The organism is Candidatus Aegiribacteria sp. (assembly GCA_021108435.1).
Lineage (GTDB): Bacteria > Fermentibacterota > Fermentibacteria > Fermentibacterales > JCC-6 > Aegiribacteria.
Window position 1 is genome coordinate 1 of record JAIOQY010000173.1, and the last position, 20,295, is coordinate 20,295.

The 20,295-nt window shown below is 46.8% G+C and carries 17 protein-coding genes; 10 read left to right on the forward strand and 7 right to left on the reverse strand.

Annotated features, from left to right (window positions below):
* Positions 1-78 precede the first annotated feature (78 nt).
* From K8R76_09770 to K8R76_09785, 4 genes are all read right to left on the reverse strand, one after another.
* Positions 79-339 (reverse strand): RNA-binding protein, encoded by a 261-nt coding sequence (locus K8R76_09770; GenBank protein ID MCD4848469.1) that lies wholly within the window; start codon positions 337-339, stop codon positions 79-81.
* 510 nt (positions 340-849) lie between these two features.
* Positions 850-2,673 (reverse strand): T9SS type A sorting domain-containing protein, encoded by a 1,824-nt coding sequence (locus tag K8R76_09775; GenBank protein MCD4848470.1) that lies wholly within the window; start codon positions 2,671-2,673, stop codon positions 850-852.
* 245 nt (positions 2,674-2,918) lie between these two features.
* On the reverse strand, positions 2,919-3,674 hold the full coding sequence (locus K8R76_09780) for a hypothetical protein (protein MCD4848471.1): 756 nt from the start codon (positions 3,672-3,674) through the stop codon (positions 2,919-2,921).
* Positions 3,671-4,660, reverse strand: a complete 990-nt coding sequence (locus K8R76_09785; protein MCD4848472.1) for a tRNA-dihydrouridine synthase — start codon at positions 4,658-4,660, stop codon at positions 3,671-3,673. The genes K8R76_09780 and K8R76_09785 overlap by 4 nt, the downstream gene beginning before the upstream one ends.
* Before the next feature lie 79 nt (positions 4,661-4,739).
* On the opposite strand from K8R76_09785, the gene K8R76_09790 reads away from it, so the two are divergent.
* Entirely contained in the window at positions 4,740-5,186 is a 447-nt protein-coding gene (locus K8R76_09790) for a hypothetical protein (protein ID MCD4848473.1), read from the forward strand.
* 63 nt (positions 5,187-5,249) lie between these two features.
* The gene (locus K8R76_09795) at positions 5,250-5,810 is read left to right on the forward strand and encodes a 2'-5' RNA ligase family protein (protein ID MCD4848474.1); all 561 of its coding nucleotides are present in this window, start codon (positions 5,250-5,252) and stop codon (positions 5,808-5,810) included.
* Here K8R76_09795 and lipA read toward each other — a convergent pair.
* Genes lipA through K8R76_09810 form a run of 3 tightly spaced genes read right to left on the reverse strand, consistent with a single transcriptional unit; the run spans position 5,774 to position 9,544 of the window.
* Positions 5,774-6,658: a lipoyl synthase gene (gene lipA / locus K8R76_09800; GenBank protein ID MCD4848475.1), complete on the reverse strand. Its 885-nt coding sequence runs from the start codon at positions 6,656-6,658 to the stop codon at positions 5,774-5,776. The genes K8R76_09795 and lipA overlap by 37 nt on opposite strands.
* Entirely contained in the window at positions 6,636-7,463 is an 828-nt protein-coding gene (locus K8R76_09805) for a lipoate--protein ligase family protein (protein ID MCD4848476.1), read from the reverse strand. Before K8R76_09805 ends, lipA begins: the two co-directional genes overlap by 23 nt.
* Positions 7,464-7,489: 26 nt before the next feature.
* Entirely contained in the window at positions 7,490-9,544 is a 2,055-nt protein-coding gene (locus tag K8R76_09810; protein MCD4848477.1) for a prolyl oligopeptidase family serine peptidase, read from the reverse strand.
* A gap of 276 nt (positions 9,545-9,820) precedes the next feature.
* Between K8R76_09810 and K8R76_09815 the strand changes: the two genes are divergently transcribed.
* From K8R76_09815 to K8R76_09850, 8 genes are read left to right on the forward strand one after another with little or no spacing between them, the layout of a single operon-like run.
* The gene (locus tag K8R76_09815) at positions 9,821-10,675 is read left to right on the forward strand and encodes a PorV/PorQ family protein (protein ID MCD4848478.1); all 855 of its coding nucleotides are present in this window, start codon (positions 9,821-9,823) and stop codon (positions 10,673-10,675) included.
* 4 nt (positions 10,676-10,679) lie between these two features.
* Complete coding sequence (gene surE, locus K8R76_09820; protein MCD4848479.1) at positions 10,680-11,432, forward strand: 5'/3'-nucleotidase SurE; 753 nt, start codon at positions 10,680-10,682, stop codon at positions 11,430-11,432.
* Positions 11,433-11,435: 3 nt separating this feature from the next.
* Positions 11,436-13,217, forward strand: a complete 1,782-nt coding sequence (locus K8R76_09825; protein ID MCD4848480.1) for a DUF3857 domain-containing protein — start codon at positions 11,436-11,438, stop codon at positions 13,215-13,217.
* A gap of 11 nt (positions 13,218-13,228) precedes the next feature.
* Positions 13,229-14,773 (forward strand): hypothetical protein, encoded by a 1,545-nt coding sequence (locus tag K8R76_09830; GenBank protein MCD4848481.1) that lies wholly within the window; start codon positions 13,229-13,231, stop codon positions 14,771-14,773.
* Complete coding sequence (locus K8R76_09835) at positions 14,773-16,308, forward strand: hypothetical protein (GenBank protein MCD4848482.1); 1,536 nt, start codon at positions 14,773-14,775, stop codon at positions 16,306-16,308. Before K8R76_09830 ends, K8R76_09835 begins: the two co-directional genes overlap by 1 nt.
* 24 nt (positions 16,309-16,332) lie before the next feature.
* Entirely contained in the window at positions 16,333-17,988 is a 1,656-nt protein-coding gene (gene murJ, locus K8R76_09840) for a murein biosynthesis integral membrane protein MurJ (GenBank protein ID MCD4848483.1), read from the forward strand.
* Positions 17,966-19,783, forward strand: a complete 1,818-nt coding sequence (uvrC, locus tag K8R76_09845; GenBank protein ID MCD4848484.1) for an excinuclease ABC subunit UvrC — start codon at positions 17,966-17,968, stop codon at positions 19,781-19,783. The genes murJ and uvrC overlap by 23 nt, the downstream gene beginning before the upstream one ends.
* Positions 19,776-20,180 (forward strand): cupin domain-containing protein, encoded by a 405-nt coding sequence (locus K8R76_09850; GenBank protein ID MCD4848485.1) that lies wholly within the window; start codon positions 19,776-19,778, stop codon positions 20,178-20,180. Before uvrC ends, K8R76_09850 begins: the two co-directional genes overlap by 8 nt.
* The last annotated feature ends 115 nt before the right edge of the window (positions 20,181-20,295 follow it).

Consider the following 20,295-nt stretch of genomic DNA (forward strand, 5'->3'; position numbering starts at 1 on the left):
GCTGCTGCTGAATGAATGCAAGTCAGGGGAGAGGGGAGGCAGAAATGCCTCCCCTTACATCACTGAAGTAGAATTTCGCTAGTTCCGTCTTGGTTTGCTGTTAGCAAAGTCCACTCTGAGCTGGCGTCCATCTATTTCCTGTCCGTGCATGGCCTCCTGGGCTGCTTTTGCGCTATCTTCGGTTTCAAAAGTTACAAACCCGAATCCTCTTGACCGGCCTGTATCTCTTTCGCAAACTACGTTAGCCTCTTCAATAACTCCATATTCCTCAAAGGCCTTTCTCAGACCTTCATCGTTTGTTGCCCAGGCCAATCCACCAACAAATAGTTTATTTTCCATTAGAACTCCTTTTCCCGGGATATTTCGTCCCTGAGAACAATGCGGCATTATTGCCACAGTTACCCCTCTTACATGGGGCATGTTTAACCGGGGTACGGCCCGGAACCGTGCTGCGGAATCGCGGCATATACAAATATAATCTAGTAATTATTTTTCACACATACAATTACGCTTATGGATTTCAAAATATTGATACGATTCAGAAATGACTTAAACCTCTTCGTAACACAGTAAACAAACAAAAACAACTTGCTCTTAAAAAGCTGAATGTATTATACAGCAATACATATAATCAACAAGTCCTCTGAAAATCTGGAAATATTCGAATGTAATTGTATTGATAATCCATATCAATCTGTCCGAAAAGATGAAACGTTATTCCTGATTTCGCCATTATACCTGACAGGGTTATCATAAACATCGTAATATTTCATTCCGTTTATCTAAAAAAAGGGAGCCAGTTGATGACCGGCTCCCTTTCAATTCATTCATCGAACAGAAATAGATATTTTACCGAATTACGACAAACTGTTGCGTTTCAGCAAAATCACCGGATGTCATCCGGCAGAAATACAGACCGGATTCAAATTCAGGAATTACTACCTGATTATAGCCATCCTGGCTATCAACTGATTCAATCTGCTTAACCAGACGTCCGGAGACATCGTAAATCGATAGATGCACAATAGATTCGCCAGGCACGGTATAGCCTATATGAACAGTGCTCTGCATCGGGTTTGGAGAAAACGGAAGAAGACTGAATCCAGCCGGATCACCTTCGCCAATTCCTTCCAGATTCCATGAAATGGTAATATCTTCAAGGGTAGGTGTTAAGTTGTTGTCTTCCGCTGTCAGAATGGCTCTATACTGAACATACTGATGACCATTGTACAGTATGCCTCCAAGGTTGCCAGGTGAAGTTATTATATTCGACCATTCACCCATAATGTTGTGATCATCAGAAGCTCTGACTTGAAAAGAAACCGAAGTTCCAGGTTCTGAGGAGCAGGTCCAGTCAATCCAACCCCATAGAGGAATAGACAGTGTATTCAGAATACTTGATTCCAGAATACCTACCGCTTCAAATCCTCCCCACCATGAGACATAATTGGAGTAGAACGATGATCCGAGTACATCTATTACCCCATCACCATTAAAATCTGCGGGAAATACTGAAGATGCTCCTTCGAAATCCGCATCAATCTCGTGAGAGGTCCAGTTCAAGCCGGAACCGTTAGTATTTTCCCACCATGAAATATCGTTCTTACCCTGTGCGGCTCCAATTACATCCATATCACCATCATCATCCATATCAACCGAATACACTGAAGATGCTCCATGGTAATTCTCATCTATTTTATGCTTGCTCCAGTCAGTACCGGAACCGTTCAGATTCTCCCACCAGAAAATGTCGTCATCATAAATGGCGGTTCCGAGTACATCCATCTTGCCATCACCGTTCACATCTGCTGCAAATACAGACGATGCGCCGCTGAATTGTGTATTAACCGGATGGCCTACCCAGTTCGTGCCGGAACCATCCATATTTTCCCACCAGTAGATATCGTGTGCATTGCGTGCAGCTCCAAGTACATCAATATCACCATCACTATCGATATCAGCTGCACAGACGGCATGAGCACCATCGAAACTGCTGGTTATGATATGTTCGGTCCAGACATGTCCTATTCCATCCATGTTTTCCCACCATGATATCATATCTACATTAATAGCTGCTCCCAGTATATCCATATCACCGTCACCGTCGACATCTGAAGCATATACCGAGTTAGCGCCGTAGAAACTCAGATCAACAAGATGTTCAATCCAGCCAAGACCGGATCCGGTAGCATTTTCCCACCATATGATATCATGATCAAGACCAGCTGCACCAAGCACATCAATATCACCATCATTGTCCATATCTTCAGCATAAACAGAGCTGGCGCTATCAAAGTTATCATCAACCGGATGCTGGGTCCAGATGATACCTGTGCCATCCTTGTTTTCCATCCAGAAGATCTCGTTGGAAACAGCAGCTGAACCAAGTACATCTATCTTGCCATCACCATTCACGTCTGCCGCGAATATTGATGATGGACCACTGAAGCTCGTAGAAATAATATGTTCGTAATCGTATACGCGAGTGATATTCAGGATTCCCGGTGTGTGTGCCCAGTTAATATTACTGGACTGATAGAATTTTCCTGAATCCCAGCTGTCAAGCGGTCCAGGGTACCCCGGACCTCCGGTCCAGCTTGTCTGAGTGACCGAAGTAGCAGACGAAATAGATACAATACACAGTATTGTAATAAGAAAAGAAAAGTATTTCATAATTCCCCTCCAAGAGATAAAAAAGTAAAGCCAATATACCAGCCTACAATTATTATTCACTATTACTCTACAACTTATGAATGTCAATACATCAGAATTATGTACGTGTTCTTGCATAAACAGTCGGTAAAACACTTGGCCTTACGATTGAGTTATTCAATCGAATTCCGTTTCCCGGAACGGTGCTGGCGACAAGAGTGATAGGGGAGGTTACTCCTGTAAGAATCGAAACTGTTTAAGGTCTATTAACGGATCTGTCGCTGTTCGAAGATGATTGCGTACTTCACTGCCATGAGTCTGATGGATGCGTCAGCTTCATGACTTGCGAGTATCTCTCTCCAGATGCCTGAAGCCTGATAGATATGTCCTGTTACGGTGTAGATCAGTGCTGCTGCAGCAAGCGCTTCAAATGGTGGTGATTCTGCCATAAGGCATATTTCAAGCTGCCGGAGCGCTTCATTCGGATTACCATTATTCCATGCTATTTCTGACTGAATCAGCGCAGCGTCAAACTTATGTGACCATGGTTGAAGCATAGCCAGAACACTGTCAGGACCTTCGGTTTCAAGAAGAATAAGAGCAAAGTTGTATGCTGGAACAGACCAGGAAGGATCAGTGTCCATTGCTGTTCTAAGAAGGTTACAGACAGATAGCGTATCTTCAGATCCAAGTTTTTCAGTGGCTTCCCTTACAAGTCTTGCGGAATAAAGGCGTCTTTCAAGCGCATCCGAGAGATTCCCGGGAAAAGGAAATCTTATCTCTTCGCCCGGCTGCGGTTTGTCCTGAGGAAGATAACCGGACTGGATTGCCAGTATTTCAGCGCCATCCTGGATATCCATTGCCCATGCAATAAAAGCCCAGCCATCATTTTCCTGCCATACATATCTGCAGGACTCGCTTTCTTCAAGGATAGTCCTGTCCGGCAGCAGAATAGAATCAGATGGACCACAGGCTGATCCAATAAGAAATATGGAACAGAGCGTTATAAGAATAGATTTCAAATCCGGTCAATCCTTTCCATTCTCAATGATTCCTCCGCTTCAGCTAGAATACTGCTCAAATCTGCAAGGCTTTCAACATGCACCGCTTTCCCGCGTAATCCGGACGCTCCCCTGAATCCTTTCAGGTAATGCAGCAGATGTCCTCTCAATATATGATACACATGCTCCCTGGGAATATACTCCTTCATCATCTCGAACTGTTTGATGATTATCGATGAAAGCTCACCAGGATACGGAACAGCATCTTCCGGTCTGCCGGATATACCCCTGAAGATCCATGGATTGCCAAGAGCGCCTCTGCCTATCATCAATCCTGATGCTCCGGTGGAATTCTTTAAATCAATCGCGGCTTCTACATCTATAACATCTCCGTTTGCTATTACCGGAACAGGAGAGCAATTGACTATGCGCTTTATCTCCAGTGTTCTGACCTTGCCTGCGAACATATCAGAACGGTATCTGCCGTGAACCGCTATTGCGGCGGCTCCCTCATCTGCCAGAATAGTCGGAAGACTGTCCGTTACAGGTTCTTCAGGTGACCAGCCTGTGCGTATCTTAACCGTAACAGGAAGATCGGTCTCAGATGAAACTGCTCTTACAATCGCTGCAAGCCTTGGAATATCTCGAAGAAGCGCTGAACCTGAACCGCTTCTAAGGACTTTCTTCACAGGGCATCCGGCATTGATATCGATGAAGTCAAAGCCGAGTTCTGATACAAGTAATGAAGCTTTTGCGAAATCATCAGGCCTGCTTCCGAATAACTGTACACCAATCGGTTTTTCTTCAGGATCGTATTGCAGTAATTTTTTCGTTTTGACTGATCGCCTGGACAATCCGGCTGCAGCAACCATCTCAGTAACGACTGCTGTAGCACCCATCGAACGGCATATCCGTCGGAAGGCAGAATCCGTGGAACCGGCCATAGGCGCAAGAACCAGACCGTGAGTGTAACTCAGTATTGAACTGTAATCCATAGACGCAAACATAAGAAGGGGATGGCTTGAAACACAATTCCAGGTTGGACTCCACTGTATACCGGATCGTATAATCGGTTTGAAAGGCTAAATGATGAAAATTCGGATATTTTGTATTACTGTTCTTCTATCGTTTTCCTGTTATTCCGATTCGGAATCGATTCCTGATTCCGCTGTTATTGATCCTGACTCGTTTTACCTGTCTCAACAGGATGTGTTGATTTGGAAAAGAGAACTTATAACTCTGGAAAGTATCCCCTGTCCGGAAGACATCTCCGGTCTTGTGATAGAGAGGGGAATCAATATCGGACAGGTAATCTCTCTAACTCCCGAGAGCTTCAGTGTTCTTATTCTGTCCGCAGAACCTCTGAATGCCGCAGGCGAAAGTATATCCGCATGGCATTACGCTCCATGGCACGATATCCGTTTCGAGGTGGATGAAATGCAGTATCACATGTCACTGTTCCTTGGAGGTCGCGGTTTCCTGACTCTTCCTGATGGAAGAACCGGAGCATTCTCTTTCGATCATCCGGAATAAAGGATATTGAAACAGTGAAGAGAAATAGCATAGTATTTATGTTCACGAGAAGGGCAGGACTTAGTGTTTTGTGATATCTGTCTGTTTCTGGACAGTAAAACCGAGGATAAGATAAACCGCGCGTGGAGCATACTCAGAACCAGAGGGTTTTCATCGCCTCTGCTCAGATCAGGTGGAAAACCACATCTTACACTTGCCATATGGGAAAACCTCGAACCTGATCTCATACTTGATGATATAATGGACTTCGCGGCGAGTCATAAAGCATTCCCTGTGACATTTTCATCCATTGCCACATTCGGCCTCGCAAGCGGTACGGTGTTTCTTGGGCCTGTCATTACTCCGTCTCTCTTATCGGTGCACGAAAGACTGTACAGAATATTCGATGAGCTTTCCTATCTTTCGGAGGGTCTCTACCGTCCAGGGTGCTGGGTTCCGCACTGCTCATTGACACTTGGCCTTCAGCCGGAGTTAATTCTTGATGCTATGAGCGTTTGCCTTGATATCATAAATCTGCCGATAAGAGGATGGATAAGGGAGATAGGTCTTCTGACTTTCGAGAAGGAATCAGTCCATTCAATAAGAAGTTACAAACTGAAAGATCCTGCAGCTTCAGTACTGTAATTCAACTCCGCATGAAAAGAACTTCGCACCAGTGGTCCGGAAGCGACTGAGTTAAATCCCTCGGAAAGAGCGAATTCTTTCCAATTATCGAATTCTCCGGGAGTTACAAACCTGTCGACGGGCCAGTGTCTTCTTGAAGGCTGAAGGTACTGACCAAGGGTAAGCATAGTCACTCCGCTGGATCTCAGATCATGGATTGCTCTCCTGATATCAGCATCCTTTTCTCCAATGCCGAGCATGAGACCGCTTTTAAGCGGGGTGGAGGGAGACAGCTTTCCATACCTGGCAAGGATTGAAAGAGACAGATCGTAAGACGCATCAGGTCTTACCGCAGAAAAGAGATTCTCTACAGTTTCAAGATTATGATTGAATACATCAGGGTCTGCTTCCGCAACTGTTTCCAGAGAAGCGTTATTACCTTTGAAATCCGGTGTCAGTACTTCAATCTTTACTCCTTCGATTCTAACCCTCAACGCTTTAACAGTCCTTGAGAAGTGCTCCGCGCCACCGTCCGGAAGATCATCCCTGGTTACCGAAGTAATAACGACATACGAAAGATTCATATCCGCTGCGGCTTTCGCCACACGCTCAGGCTCATCAGGATGGAGAGGATCCGGTTTCCCGGCTGTAGTTCCTATAGCGCAATACGCGCATGATCGGGTACAAACGTTTCCAAGTATCAGAAACGTGGCGGTACCATTCTGATAGCAGTAACCAAGATTTGGACATTTTGCCTGTCTGCATACTGTATCAAGGCTGTACTTCAGAAGAATAGCTCTTATTCTCGCAGCTTCCTCGGCGCCTCTGGACGGCATTTTAAGCCAGTCAGGTTTTTTCCTGTATTTCATTTCTGCATTCACTTACCAGCTCATTGAGCCTTTTTCCCTCCAGTGTACTGAAATCACAGTAATGAAGATACTCACCAAGAGTATTTTCGAAAGAAGAGTGCAGGGCGTTTTCCATATCCAGCATCTCCAGGTCAGGTTTGAATTCCCTTACGCACGCAATGCCCTCTTTCAGATGTTGAGCAAGGATGCTCTTCTGGCGTATTGAAGCAGTATGAGGGAGGTAATCAAGTATTTTCATCTGATCATTCAAGAAGAGAATTGATCCATGTTCAAGAAAAACACCCCTGCTGCGTGCCTGTGCGCTTCCGACAAGCTTCCTGCCGTCAGGTGTACCGACTTCCCATTTCCCATGGGAGGTAAAGCACGGATTGCTTTTCATTCTTGGCCCTCCGGCACGGTGACGATCTGAAGAACTCACTGAAACCGGTATGTCAAGAATATTCATGGCTTCGACCATGGGCATTGAGACCTTCCTTAGAGCTTCACTTATGGAACCGGATACAAGTGGATGTTCTATCCCGGCCGTAATGCTGTAAGTCAATTCTGTCTCATGCCAGACAGCACGTCCGCCTGTTGGCCTTCTTACAACGTGATATCCACTACTGTGGAGCAGATCAGTATTTATTTCACTGTCAAGACTCTGCAGTTTTCCGATTGAAACGCAGGCCGGTTCCCAGCCATACGTTCTAAGAACGAAACTCCATCGGCCACCGCGAACCTGTTCCATCAGGTATTTGTCGAAAGCCATGTTCCAGAGACCTTCATGCTTCTCTGTTCTGAAATGCACAGCTTTCATGAATACCAATGTTCCTCATGTATCTCGATTTTCGTTTACTCGCTCATTCCAAGCATCTGCCAGAAGAAAGCGTACATATCGGATATCTGGTCCAAACCTTCGGACAGGCCCACTGCTCCACCGTGTCCTGCTCTTGCATGAATCGACATCAGAATGGGCGCATCTCCGGCCTGAGCAGCCTGCAGCCTTGCTCCGTACTTGAAACTATGTCCTGGAACCACTCTGTCATCGTGATCCGCAGTTGATATCATAACCGGAGGATATTCGATATCAGTCTCTATGTTGTGGTATGGAGAGTAGTTGAGAAGGAATTCAAATTCATCAGGATCATCGGGATCACCGTATTCTGAGATCCAGGCCCACCCCATGGTAAACATGTGAAAGCGAAGCAGATCCATCACTCCCATGGCTGGAGAAGCGGCACCGAAAAGATCCGGTCTCATGTTCAGGCATGACGCTACCAGAGTTCCCCCGTTGGAGCCCCCGGAGATGGCAAGTTTCGGCGTTGAGGTGTAGCCTTCCTCTATAAGGTACTCCGCAGCTCTGATGAAATCACCGAATACAACCGGACGATTTCCCTTGATTCCGGCAAGGTGCCATTCCTCACCGTACTCTCCACCCCCTCGGATGCAGGGAATAGCGTAGATTCCGCCCATCTCAAGCCAGACAAGCCTGGCTGTACTGAACCAGGGTCTCATTGAGACCCCGAACCCTCCGTAGCCGGTCAGCAGCGTGGGGTTCGACCCGTCCAGCTCAATATCCTTCGGGTATACAAGAAACATGGGTATCATCGTTCCGTCGTGGCTCTCATAGAAAACCTGTTCTTCTTCGTATCCTGAAAGATCCGCGTTTATTTCGGGTGCCCAGAGGAAGGCGCTTTCACCGGTCTCGAAATCGTAACTGTAAACTTCTCCGGGATGGAGGAGAGAGCTGAATAGGTAGAAAGTTTCGGTGTCTGACTGAAGACCCCAGAATCCCCACACTGTTCCCCGGCAGGGGAGTTCAAGTTCTTTCTGAAACTCGCCCTTAATGCTGTACAGATGCATTTTAGTGAAGGCGTCCCACGAATACTGTAGAACCAGCGACTCGTTGTTGTTCAGGATAGAAGCGCTCTCAAGAATCTCCTCTGCCTCGGGTACGATCTCTCTCCAATTCTCCCTGGAAGGCTCGGTGATGTCGATGCAGATGATCCTCTCGTGTGGAGCGTCAAGATCCGTACGAATGTAGAATTCCTCCCCTATGTTACCAATCAGTGAGTATTGTGCGTCAAAATTTCCAAGAAGTTCTACTACCTGTCTATCCTCCGATAGCAGATCTATGTAGAAGATTCCATTTTTCCTCACAAGACTCGAATCCCAGACCCAGATTATCAGGTATCTGCCGTCTTCTGTCTCATAGGCCCCCAACATCCACTCAGGCTTGTCCGGCCGTTCGTAAACCAGACTGTCCTGCTCCTGCGAAGTGCCGAGACTGTGGAAGAAGATTTTCTGATCATCGTTAAGCTCGAGATATTCCTGCCCCTCCTCGGGCTCTTTATACTTTGTATAGTAAAAACCTGTGTTGTCGGCGTTCCAGCTTACACCGCCCTTTGTCCATTGGATGGTATCACCCAGAGCCGCCTGTGTCTCTATATCCATTACATACCATGTGGACCAGTCCGACCCGCTGCCTCTGGTTGCCCAGGCGAGCATATTACCGTCGTCGGTTACGACGACTCCGGCAAGAGACAGCCTTTCCTCCTCGGGGAACTCATTCGGGTCAATAAGTACAACCGGTTCACCATCAAGGCTTTCGCGATAGCAAAATACGGAGTGATCCTGCAGACCGTCGTTAAGGCTGAAAAAGTAGCGTTCACCTCTCTTGTAAGGCATTGAGTAGCGCTGGTAGTCGTAAATATCCTCAAATCTTTCTCTTATCCATTCCCTGCGGGGGATAACCTCAATGAAACCCTCCCAGAGGTCGTTCTGGGCAGCTATCCACTCCAGTGTTTCAGCGGAATCAACGTCCTCAAGCCAACGATATGGATCCGGAACGAGTGTTCCGAAATAATCATCCACCTGATCAGAAACTCTGGCTTCCGGATACTCGATATCGAAAGCACCGGTGGAAGCACAGATCGCCAAGACAGAAAGTATTATTATCAATTTCAACTGACTACTCCATCCGATTTAAAAAAGAAAACTAAGGCTGGAAGGAAAAATATAATATGTAATAATCTTTTTGCGAGCGCACCTGAAGTGGAACTATTGTCAATTTGTATGATAGAAACTAGATATGGATAACATGTAAATCGATATCTTCATTGAAATGCGAGGGTCATTATCAGAATAATTCTTGTTGGATTACTCATATTTGCTGTGTTACAGGTGTTTTCTTCTGATGAAGTATACCGTGACGCGGGCGCGGGAGCTTTCAGTTTCCTGAAGATTGATCCTGGAGCAAGAGCAGCTGCACTCGGTGGAACAGGGGTAATAAACAGCGGGAGTCTGGCAGGATTCACTAATCCGGCTCTCCTCGCTTCAGTTGAAACAGGTGCAATTACTGCCGGACATAATCAATGGCTTGGAGACGCTTCACAGAACTACCTTGCCTGGAATTTTCCGGCAGGTCCCGTCATCTGTGCTCTAGCCGGCCGTTTTCTTCATGTCGGAGACATTGAGATGAGAGATGAAGCGACTTCTGAACCTCTGGATACTTTTTCCGCCTGGGACATGTCCTTCCATGCCGCAGGAGCAATCAGGCTTGGAATGTTTGATCTGGGAGTCGGAATCAAGATACTCCGTGAAAAAGTTTGGCTGGAAAGTTCGTCTGGAGTAGCGTTTGATGCAGGCCTGGTTATACATCCAATGACAAACCTGGATATTGCAGCAGCTCTGCAGCACATAGGCCCATCAGTGACAATGGTTGATAACGAATTCAGGCTTCCGTCAACCTGGAGGGTCGGAGCCAGATATACCTTCGGATTGCCGATAGGGTTACTTGCATTATCAGGAGAGATCAGAAAACCGCTTGATAACAGATTCTCAGCAGGCAGCGGTCTTGAATACACACCAAAAAGATGGCTTAGCCTCAGATTCGGCATGAGGTTCTTTGATGACTCAAGAGACCTTACGGCGGGTATGGGTCTTTCCGCAGGAGGATGGATACTCGATTACGCCTTCGTTCCCGTGAATTACGCTATGGGAACAGTACATCGTTTCTCACTTCAGCGTTCTCTTTAACTCCATGCGGATCCTTCTGACAAACGATGATGGTTACGATCAGCCGGGACTTCTCGAACTGGAAAACTCATTAAGGGAAAAACACGAGATATGGGTTGTTGCTCCGCTTCATCACTGCAGCGGAACCAGCCACGCTCTCGGTCTTTATACTTCAATGGAACTCATAAAAGAGGGGCCTGATAAATGGGCGCTGGATGGAACACCCACTGATTGCGTAAAGGTTGCTCTCATGGAGGTTATGAAGGATAGCCCTCCTGATCTTCTTGTATCAGGTATCAATCCGGGATCGAATCTATCGAATAACATTCTATATTCGGGAACTGTCGCCGCTGCGATGGAAGCCGCACTCTGGAGCATTCCGTCTATCGCGCTGAGCGTTCGGATTTCAACGCACGGTGAAAAGCCTCTATTCGAAACTGCTTCCTCTGCTCTTGATTCACTTCTTGACAATGACATTGATAAGAAAATTCCGAATGGAACGATTATCAATGTAAATGTTCCCGCACTGAAAATCAGTGAGATAAAGGGCTGGAGATGGACGCGAATGGCGCAATTCAGCTCTGACATTTCATTCAGAGAGATTGAACCTGGCAGAGTATTCGCATATGACAGGTACCGGTCACTTCCAGTGATCAATCCTGACGGCACCGATGTAGACGCTATCCAGAAGCATTATATCAGCATGACTCTGCTCGATGTTAACAGAACATCAACCCTGCAGCCACCGATCCTGGAGCTTACAGACGGGAGCCGCTGAGCATTGTTGTTTATTCTGGCAATCATGCTCGCATCTCCGGATGCGGTATTTCTTAATCATGACGTAACGCTTTACTGTTCATCTCCGGATTCAGGTTATACAGAGATCACCAGCGAAGTAATAATCCCCCTTACAGCAAGAGGAGTAGAGCGCTACAGAGAACTCGTTTCGTCTTTCAGGAACACATGGGAATCACTTGAAATATCAATCGCTATCATAAAACACTGGAGATCGGGAAGAGGTACGGACAGGGCTGTACTGAGAGAGATTCCCCACAGATCTCTTCTTCCCGGCGGAAGACTGGAGAGTTCTCTAAGAGAGTTGATCATGGAATTCCCAGGAATTGAAATCGGTGATACACTGTTAATAGAGATAAGACGTCATATCGACTATCTGCCTATGGATGATTTCTTCTCGTATACGTTTTATGCGGCGGCAAGAGACAGTATCGACTCTGGAAGTTTCAGAGTGTTCTGGCCTGATGATCGGGAAATCAATATTTCTTCCACCGATTTCCCTGAGCCGGGAATAACAGTATTCAACGATACAACGGTATGCTTTTCATGGAATACTTACTCCCATAGTCCGATTGAAACGCTTCCATTCTCACAAAACACTGCTGAATGCAGCCCTTACATCACGATTGCCAGCCACAAACCGTTCGATGTAAGCTCCGGATTGTTCGCTGTTCTTGATGAAACACTCATGCAGGATTACGAACCGGTCGCTGATTCCATTCTGGCGGTAACAGGATATGAACCAGGTAATATTTCCGCGTGGGTTTCAGAGGAGATTGAATACCTCAGCGGAAACTGGGGCAGAGATCCCGGTTATTCACCTCGTTATCCTCTTGAAACACTGGGTGATCATGCTGGTGTATGCCGAGACAAGGCGGTTCTCCTGCTATGGCTTCTTCGAAGAGCCGGACATGATCCTTATGCGGTTCTTACTTCAACGTCCAGAAACATCACCGAACTGGTGGGTTCTCGAAGTTTTGATCACATGCTTGTCGCTCTGGATCTCAATTCGGATGAAGTGCTTTATCTGGACCCTTCGAACAGTTTCTCGGAAGAAGGGTACTCATACATGCTCAGAGGTTCGGCATATCTGCCCTTAACGGCTTCAGGGAGCGGATTGAAAAGTTTTCCTGATATAAATAACCTGGATTCACTTTCTATTCACATAGATGGTGCTGTTGATGCTGAATCGGAACTAATCCATGGCAACATCAGTGTCAGTATGTCCGGCGCGGCTGACGAGCTTTTGAGATCAATGCTTGCCGGAGTACCGCCCGAGAAAAGATCGGAACTCATAGAGACTCTGTTTGGTCTGCTTCCAGGCTCAGAGATCCATATTGACGGCGATCTGGAAATAACCGGACAGCCTCTTACCTTGCACGGATACGGATCATGGGAGTGCAGTGTTATCAAAAAGAATAATAACCTCTACATGCTGGTTCCAGGGCTTGAAACATTCGACCTGATCGGTTCAAGAGCATCTGCATTCGTGCTTCCGGATGTAAGGGATAATGTTTTTGTTGAAACGACATACAGCGCATATTTGAGATTGAATCTGACGGAACTGCCTTCAGCTCATCTTGAAATTCCCGATCCATATTTCGCGAATAATTACAGCATCGAATTTTGTCATAATGATGATACTCTATGTATGGAAGAATCAATGTCTCTTTTACCGATGATTCCGGATTTACATCAACTTGATGATTTGAGGTCAGGGCTTCTTTCGAGAATGTCAGGATTCTTCAGAACAGTGGTGTTCCGGTGATTCGATGGATCATGATACCGATTCTTATCATATCTGCAGTATCTGCTGCACCGTCAATAATATCACTGTATTCGATTTCTATTACTCTAAAGGATGACACACTCTATAAAACAATCGATATCCGTGGTATTCAGGGAAGCGACAGGCTTTTAAGCCGTATCGCTCATGGATTTAATCCATATATACAGTCAATCGAACTCGAAGAAGCGATGTTTGGTTATCCCGGAATGGAATCGGGGCATATCCCGGAATGGGCGGCTGATACATTATCAGGATCAGGCGGCTGGCCGCGCTCACACGTTGTGGCGTTTCCCGCTCTACGCGAAGGTATGGAGATCAGTTACAGAATCCTCATAAGGGACTGGAGTGAAAACTGGGAAGAAGGACCCTGGGCTGTTCTGGCTCCATCGGTCAAGGGGATATTCCCGGATTCATGCTGTTTCAGGCTTCACGGCGATATCCCGGATAATCTTGTATGGGCCGGTCAGGATTATACTGAAAGAATTGTTGATGATGGGTTCATGTACACCTGCTCTGATTCAGCTGGAAAGCTCTGGATTACACCTTTCCAGTCATTTGAGGATCTCTATGATTACATCCTCATTTCAGTAAGTGATATTCTCAGCAGACCTCATCCGCCTGATCTTAGGGAAGCAGCTCTTCAGACGACATCAGCAGGTGCGGACGAGTGGTCACAGGTAAGAAGGGCAAGAAGCCTTATATGCAACAGTATGGGACTTAGAAGGAGTGAAACGGGGATATCCGATACCGAGATAAGAAGCCTGCAGGAAATACTGGATTCCAGAGACGGAACACCCCTCGAGCTGGCAGTTCTGTTTACCGCAATGTGTCATGAACTGGGTCTTCAGGCATACATTCTTCCGGCAACGGAACTTCATCCTTTACTGCCTGTTCCGAATGGATGGACAAGATACCTTGTAAGGATTGAAACAGATGATGAGCGGTCGTGGCTTGTTGAGCCTTCCGCTTATCTTACACCTGCCTTCTTTATCTTCAAACCTGACACACTCTATGTTCTTGATAAGGGTGTTCTTCTTACTCATGCCCCCAATTCAGGTGCTGAGAACTATCTCATAGAAGAGTGGAGCATTGATCCGCAGACAGGTTACTTCAGATTAGTGATTAACTGCAGGGGACGGTTCGATATGCTGCTCCGAAGAAAGTTCGCCGGTCTTACGGAGGATGAGATGATACTTGTTCTGTCTGAATGGACTTGGAAAAGCGGCCGTCTTGTGGTTCCCGATTCAATAAGCATTGCCGATCCTTTTGATCTTGCTCAACCCGCTTCACTCTTCTCTTCCGGCAGATGGTCCGTACCTGCAGAAGACGGCGAGTATTGCGATATCCTGCCGACTGTATCATGGGGTGAAACGCAGATCATATCAGGAAATCTGAGAAGAATCTGGAATTTTGAAGGATGTGCCTCTGTTCAGAGTGATTCAGTACTGTCCATTGTTGAAACGGAAGATACCATAACATTAACTGATACTACCGGGATCCTGCGACGGATACCTGTGCTTCTCGAAGCAAGATAATGAAATATCCACTGACTCTATTCCTTATTATTCTTGTAGTGACCGCTATTGGTGTCAGGATATGGACGTTCACGTCCGTAAACAGCATTCTGCCACTTAACGGCTTGTACGTTGATGAAAAAACCTACACCATGAATCCTGTTGTCCCTGGATTTGACGGTTTATCGAGACCACCGGGCATGTTCGTATTAGCAATGATTACGAACGCAGCCGATCATCCTTTGACTTCCCGGGTGGTAATTTCACTTATTTCCCTTCTTCCCGCAATCGCCTTTCTACTGGCCTTTAGGAAACAGAGAAGTTCATGGGTTTACTTCTGCTGCACAGGAATCGCATTATCCCCATTTGTCGTTCTTTCTGGAATTCAATTCCTTCCGGCAGTTCCAGCCGCTGCTTTCCTGTCCTTTTCGCTGCTGCTGGCAAAGCGGAAGAAATTCCTTCTTGCCGGATTTCTCGCAGGAGCATCTGCGCTCTTCAGAGCAGAACTGGTGCTGATACCGGCAGTGCTGTTTTTTCTCTCTTTTCGATACAGATTGAGGGAATGGAGCATATATGCCGCCGGGACAGCACTTTCCATTTTACCGATAGTCATAATGAACATTTCAGCAGGCGCAGGACCTGTAATTGCAGTCAACGGAGCTGAAAATCTCTGGCTGGGGACGGACTGGGAGCTTCTGTCAACACCTCCGGGTACTGAATTCGAGGAACTCGTGGCCATGGGAGATCGGGAGAGCGGGGGAGACTCAGCATTCCTTCATAGAGCTTCACATGCGATTACATCTTCACCTGTTACGTGGTTTGGAATGGGAACGCAGAAAATACTTGCATTCTTCACTCTTCCGGGACCTGGCAGAAATCTTGAAACGGGCTGGCTGCTGAAAAAGACAATACTGATTCTACTGCTGCCGCTTTCACTGATGGCTATATCCATTGGATCAGTAAGGTGTTTCGCCAAAAACAGAACCTTCTGGCATGATCTTGCTGTTTCCATCATTTGTGCTGGAGTGATATCAGCTTTTGTGTTTTTTCCCTCCGCAAGATTCAGATTAACCGCTATTCCCGCTTTCTGGTTCCTTTCGGCATCTGCTGTTCCTGACAGGAAATTTCTCCGATATACCGGTCTTGCAGCCCTTGTGATTATTATTATCTCACTGTTTGTAACTTACCCTGGTATGGTAAGATCGGGACTTACTTCAACTCTTGCAGCAGAGAACATGATAAAATCAGGGAATCCAGTCGGCGCTCTGGAAGAATTGGATTATGCTTCGAACAGAGGATTCTATGGAGCGGATTTACACAATCTAAGGGGAATCTCCCATTCACTCCTGGGTTATTCCGCTGAAGGATTATTGGAGTTCGAGAAGGCAATTATTATCGCGCCTGAATCCCCCACTTTATGGAAGAACTATGCAGTTTCGCTATGGTCGAATGGAAAGTGCCATGAATCAGTACAGGCCGCCGAAAGAGCCGTAAATCTGAACCCGTTGCTCAGAGACCAGCTTGAACCAATACTTGTGCATGCGGAAAACATATGAAATGCCGAAAGGGTCAGATTCCGAATGAGTTCTGAAGAGAGAATAAGACTTGATGAAAACCTTCAGGATCTTGGCACTCCACAGCAGGAAGCATCAAGGATCGCACGGGCCACCGGTTTGCTCGGAGGACTTACAGTAACAAGCCGGATACTGGGCCTGCTTCGCGATGTGGCACAGGCTGCGATACTTGGCACAGGCATGGCCGCTGATGCTTTCACGCTTGCTTTTATAATCCCAAATACTCTCAGAAGGCTGTTCGGTGAAGCAACCGCAAGCGCTGCATTTGTACCCACATACACCGAGATTCTTATGAAAGACAGTAAGCGGGATGCTTTCAAACTGGGAAGCAGAATATTGTCACTTGTTGCAGTTGCTCTTCTGATAATCGTTCTTGTTGGAATAGTGGCTGCGCCTCTTATAATAAGAATATTCGCTCCCGGTTTCTCTGATATTCCTGGTAAATCCGAACTTGCTGCCGGACTTCTGCGTCTTCTGTTCCCTTACATTCTCATGGTCGGATGCGCTTCAGTTGTCATGGGCATTCTCAACGCGCACAGGCATTTCCTGGCCCCTGCCAGTGCTCCAATACTATTCAACCTCTCTGCTCTTGCAGGAATTCTGCTTCTGTCAAGATGGTTTTTTCCTGACCAGCCCGTATGGGGATATTCAATCGGAGTAATGGCAGGAGGGGTGTTCCAGCTTCTGATTCAGCTCCCTGCGCTAAGAAGAAGAGGGTTCAGGTTCAAGCCGGACTTCAACTGGAAAGATCCGAAAGTCAGAAAAGTCGGAATGCTTGCCTTTCCAGCACTGGTAGGGCTTCTTGCCGCAGAGGTAAACATCATTGTGGACAAGATGATAGCATCAATGCTTGAACCCGGAAGTGTTGCTGCTCTTTCATATGGAAACAGGATAATGCAGTTCCCGCAGGGAGTTTTCGCAATTTCACTCGCCACTGCTCTTCTGCCTACTCTCAGCAGACAGACAGCCAGCGGAAAGCTTCAGGACGCAGGTAAAACACTCGGCAGAGCCACACTTGCGCTTGCAGCCCTGATGATTCCAGCGACATTCTGCCTTTTGTTTCTTGCTGAACCCGTTGTAAAAATTATTCTTGCCAGGGGAGCGTTCACAGCTGAATCCACAGCATTGACCAGCGCCGCCCTTGTTTACTACTCAGCAGGACTCCTGTTCTACGGAGCTGTAAAAATCACTGCTCCGGTCTTCTACGCTATGAAGGACACAAAAACACCGGTTAAGATCGCGATAAGCTGCATGGGCCTGAATATCATCCTCAACATCGTTCTGACCCTGGCATTCATCAGAACCGGAATAGCGCGCCCGCTGGCAGGCCTGGCTCTCGCAACCAGCATTTCCTCCATGCTCAATTTTGTGATTCTCCGAATAGCGCTCAGAAGGAAACTCGGCCCAGTTGTCCAATCCTCAAAACTTGCCTGGCTCTCAATGATACCCGCAGGTATTCTGACACTGATGTTTCTGTGGCTTTTATCTCCATCCGTAATTTCCTTATCAGCCGCTTCTACACTGAAAGGGATACTATCTATTACAGGAGTTTCTCTTGGAGCAGTGGCAGTATTTCTTGCGGTTTTCGTCACTATTGGTGGAAAAGATGCCAGATCAGTATTTTCACTGGCGATGAGACGTGGCCGGATCACAAAGTCTTAAAGAATCGGTAGCCGGAGCACCGCGTCTTCCGGGCGTCTACAGCTTCCTGGACGAGCAAGGGAAGGTACTCTACATAGGTAAAGCGAAAAGTCTCAGAAGCAGGCTTCAGGGGCATCTATCCAACCCCGGCGATTCCCGCCATACGCTTCTTCTTGAAAAGGCTGTATCAGTAGAATGGATTATCACCGGATCTGAAGTAGATGCGCTTGTTCTTGAAGCTGAACTAATCCGTATCCGGAAACCACCTCTCAATGTCCGCCTGAGAGATTCCGGAAAGTATCCTTACCTGGAAATCACTTCAGATGAGAATTTCCCCCGATTGCAGGTCACAAGAGATCAGAGTAACGCTTCAGGAAGACCCCGATTCGGTCCCTATCCTGATGCAAGAAATCTGAGAAAGCTTGAAGAATTCCTGCTTGATACCTTTCCTCTCCGAAGGTGCGGGGGGAAAACTCCACCAGCTAATGAAAGACCATGCCTCATGGGACAGATCGGTCGCTGTAAGGCACCATGCACAGGTAATGTAACTGCAGAAGAATACAGCAGCACTGTTCAGGAAATGCTCAGAATTCTTCGGGGTGACTGGGAATGGGCTGGAAAACGCATTGAGACTCTCATGAACACAGCATCAGAGGAAACGGATTATGAAGAAGCGGGAAGACTGCGGGATCTCCTTTCCCGCCTTGACAGTTTCGGCTGGCCCGCTCCTGATTCCATTCAGGACAGCATCAGCAGGGACACCATAGCGGTTAAGGACAACTGGGGAATTGTGATGCGGATGCGTGGAGGACGCTTCACAGGAGTTCTCAGAATGCCTTTTGACAGCAAATGGAAACTTGCGCCGGTGAACGAACGAATTTCAATACTGCTGGGAGCATATTATTCAGAAACACAGGATATACCAAAGGAAATACTTGTTCCGGAAATCCCTGACGGCCATGCGGCACTTGTTGAATGGCTTTCGGTAAAAAGAAACGGGGCGGTCAGATTATTCGTCCCCGAACGCGGCGGGAAAAAAGAAGTTCTTCAGTTGACTCAAAGAAACCTTGAACATTTCCTTGTGCGTCTTTCATGGAAGCATCCGAATGGAAGCAGAAAAAGCACTGAAGCAGCTCTTGAGGCTATTGCAGATATCTTTAATCTAAATGGACCAGCGAACTGGATTGTATGTCTGGACGCATCCACAATACAGGGATCATGGCCTGTCGCGGCAATTGTCAGCTTCAGGAAAGGATATCCTGACAAATCAGGATACAGACGATTTTCCATGTCTTCAAAGATAAGCAGGGACGATCCTGCTATGATAGCCTCCGCAGTCGACAGGTATCTATCGAAACTTGAGGATGAGTATCCGGACATCTTCCTGATAGATGGAGGGATAACTCAGCTCAGAGCAGCAGTTCGAGCAGCGGAGGAGTGGGCGGAGAAGATCTGTTTTGTCTCTATATCCAAGAGGGAAGAGGTGCTTCTTGAAGGCGTCTCCGAAAGAGTAATCAAACTTCCCCTTGATTCAACCCCGCTGTCTTTACTCAGAAGTGTAAGAGACGAGGCTCACAGATTTGTTCTTCACTACCACCAGCAGAAACGCTCTTCAGGCAGCCTGCATTCAGTACTTGATGATATTCCAGGAATAGGCTCAGCTACAAAGCTTCGGCTTCTTAATCATTTCGGCAGTGCCGCAAGGATTAACACTGCTACTATAGAAGAAATCATGGAAGTCCCCGGCGTCGGCAAAAGCAGAGCTGTCCAGATAAGAAGTTACCTCGATAGAAAGAAGCAGAATAAAGATGAATGAAACAGCCAGAACAGCAGGGGACATGAAACTCAATGCGTGTCCCCGCAGAAAACTGGACACTCACGAAGATGCTCGAGGCTATGTGATCAACCCCTTTGAACACCTTCGATCAACATCATTAATTTCAAATTGCCATATATTTTCAATTGAACCCGGAAATGTTCGAGGGAATCATACACACCCCGGCAGAAACGAGGAAGTAATCGTGCTTGCGGGCGAACTTGTCATAAGAATGCCCGATCTGGATGAAGAATACACTCTTTCCGAGGCGGATATCCTCAATATTGATCCTGGAGTTCGCCATGTTTTCGCAAACGAGAGTGACTCAACCGCAGTTGCCATATGCTGGAGCAGCAGGAGGGATGAGGCGTACGAAGGCCCTGATACAGTCCGGTAGATTCATTTTTGTTTCAAGCCTTTCACGAAATCCCATAAAGCAACTGTCTGTATGACTCAAGTACGATAGAATTTATGAATCGCATCTTGACTATGTATATACACGCATATATACT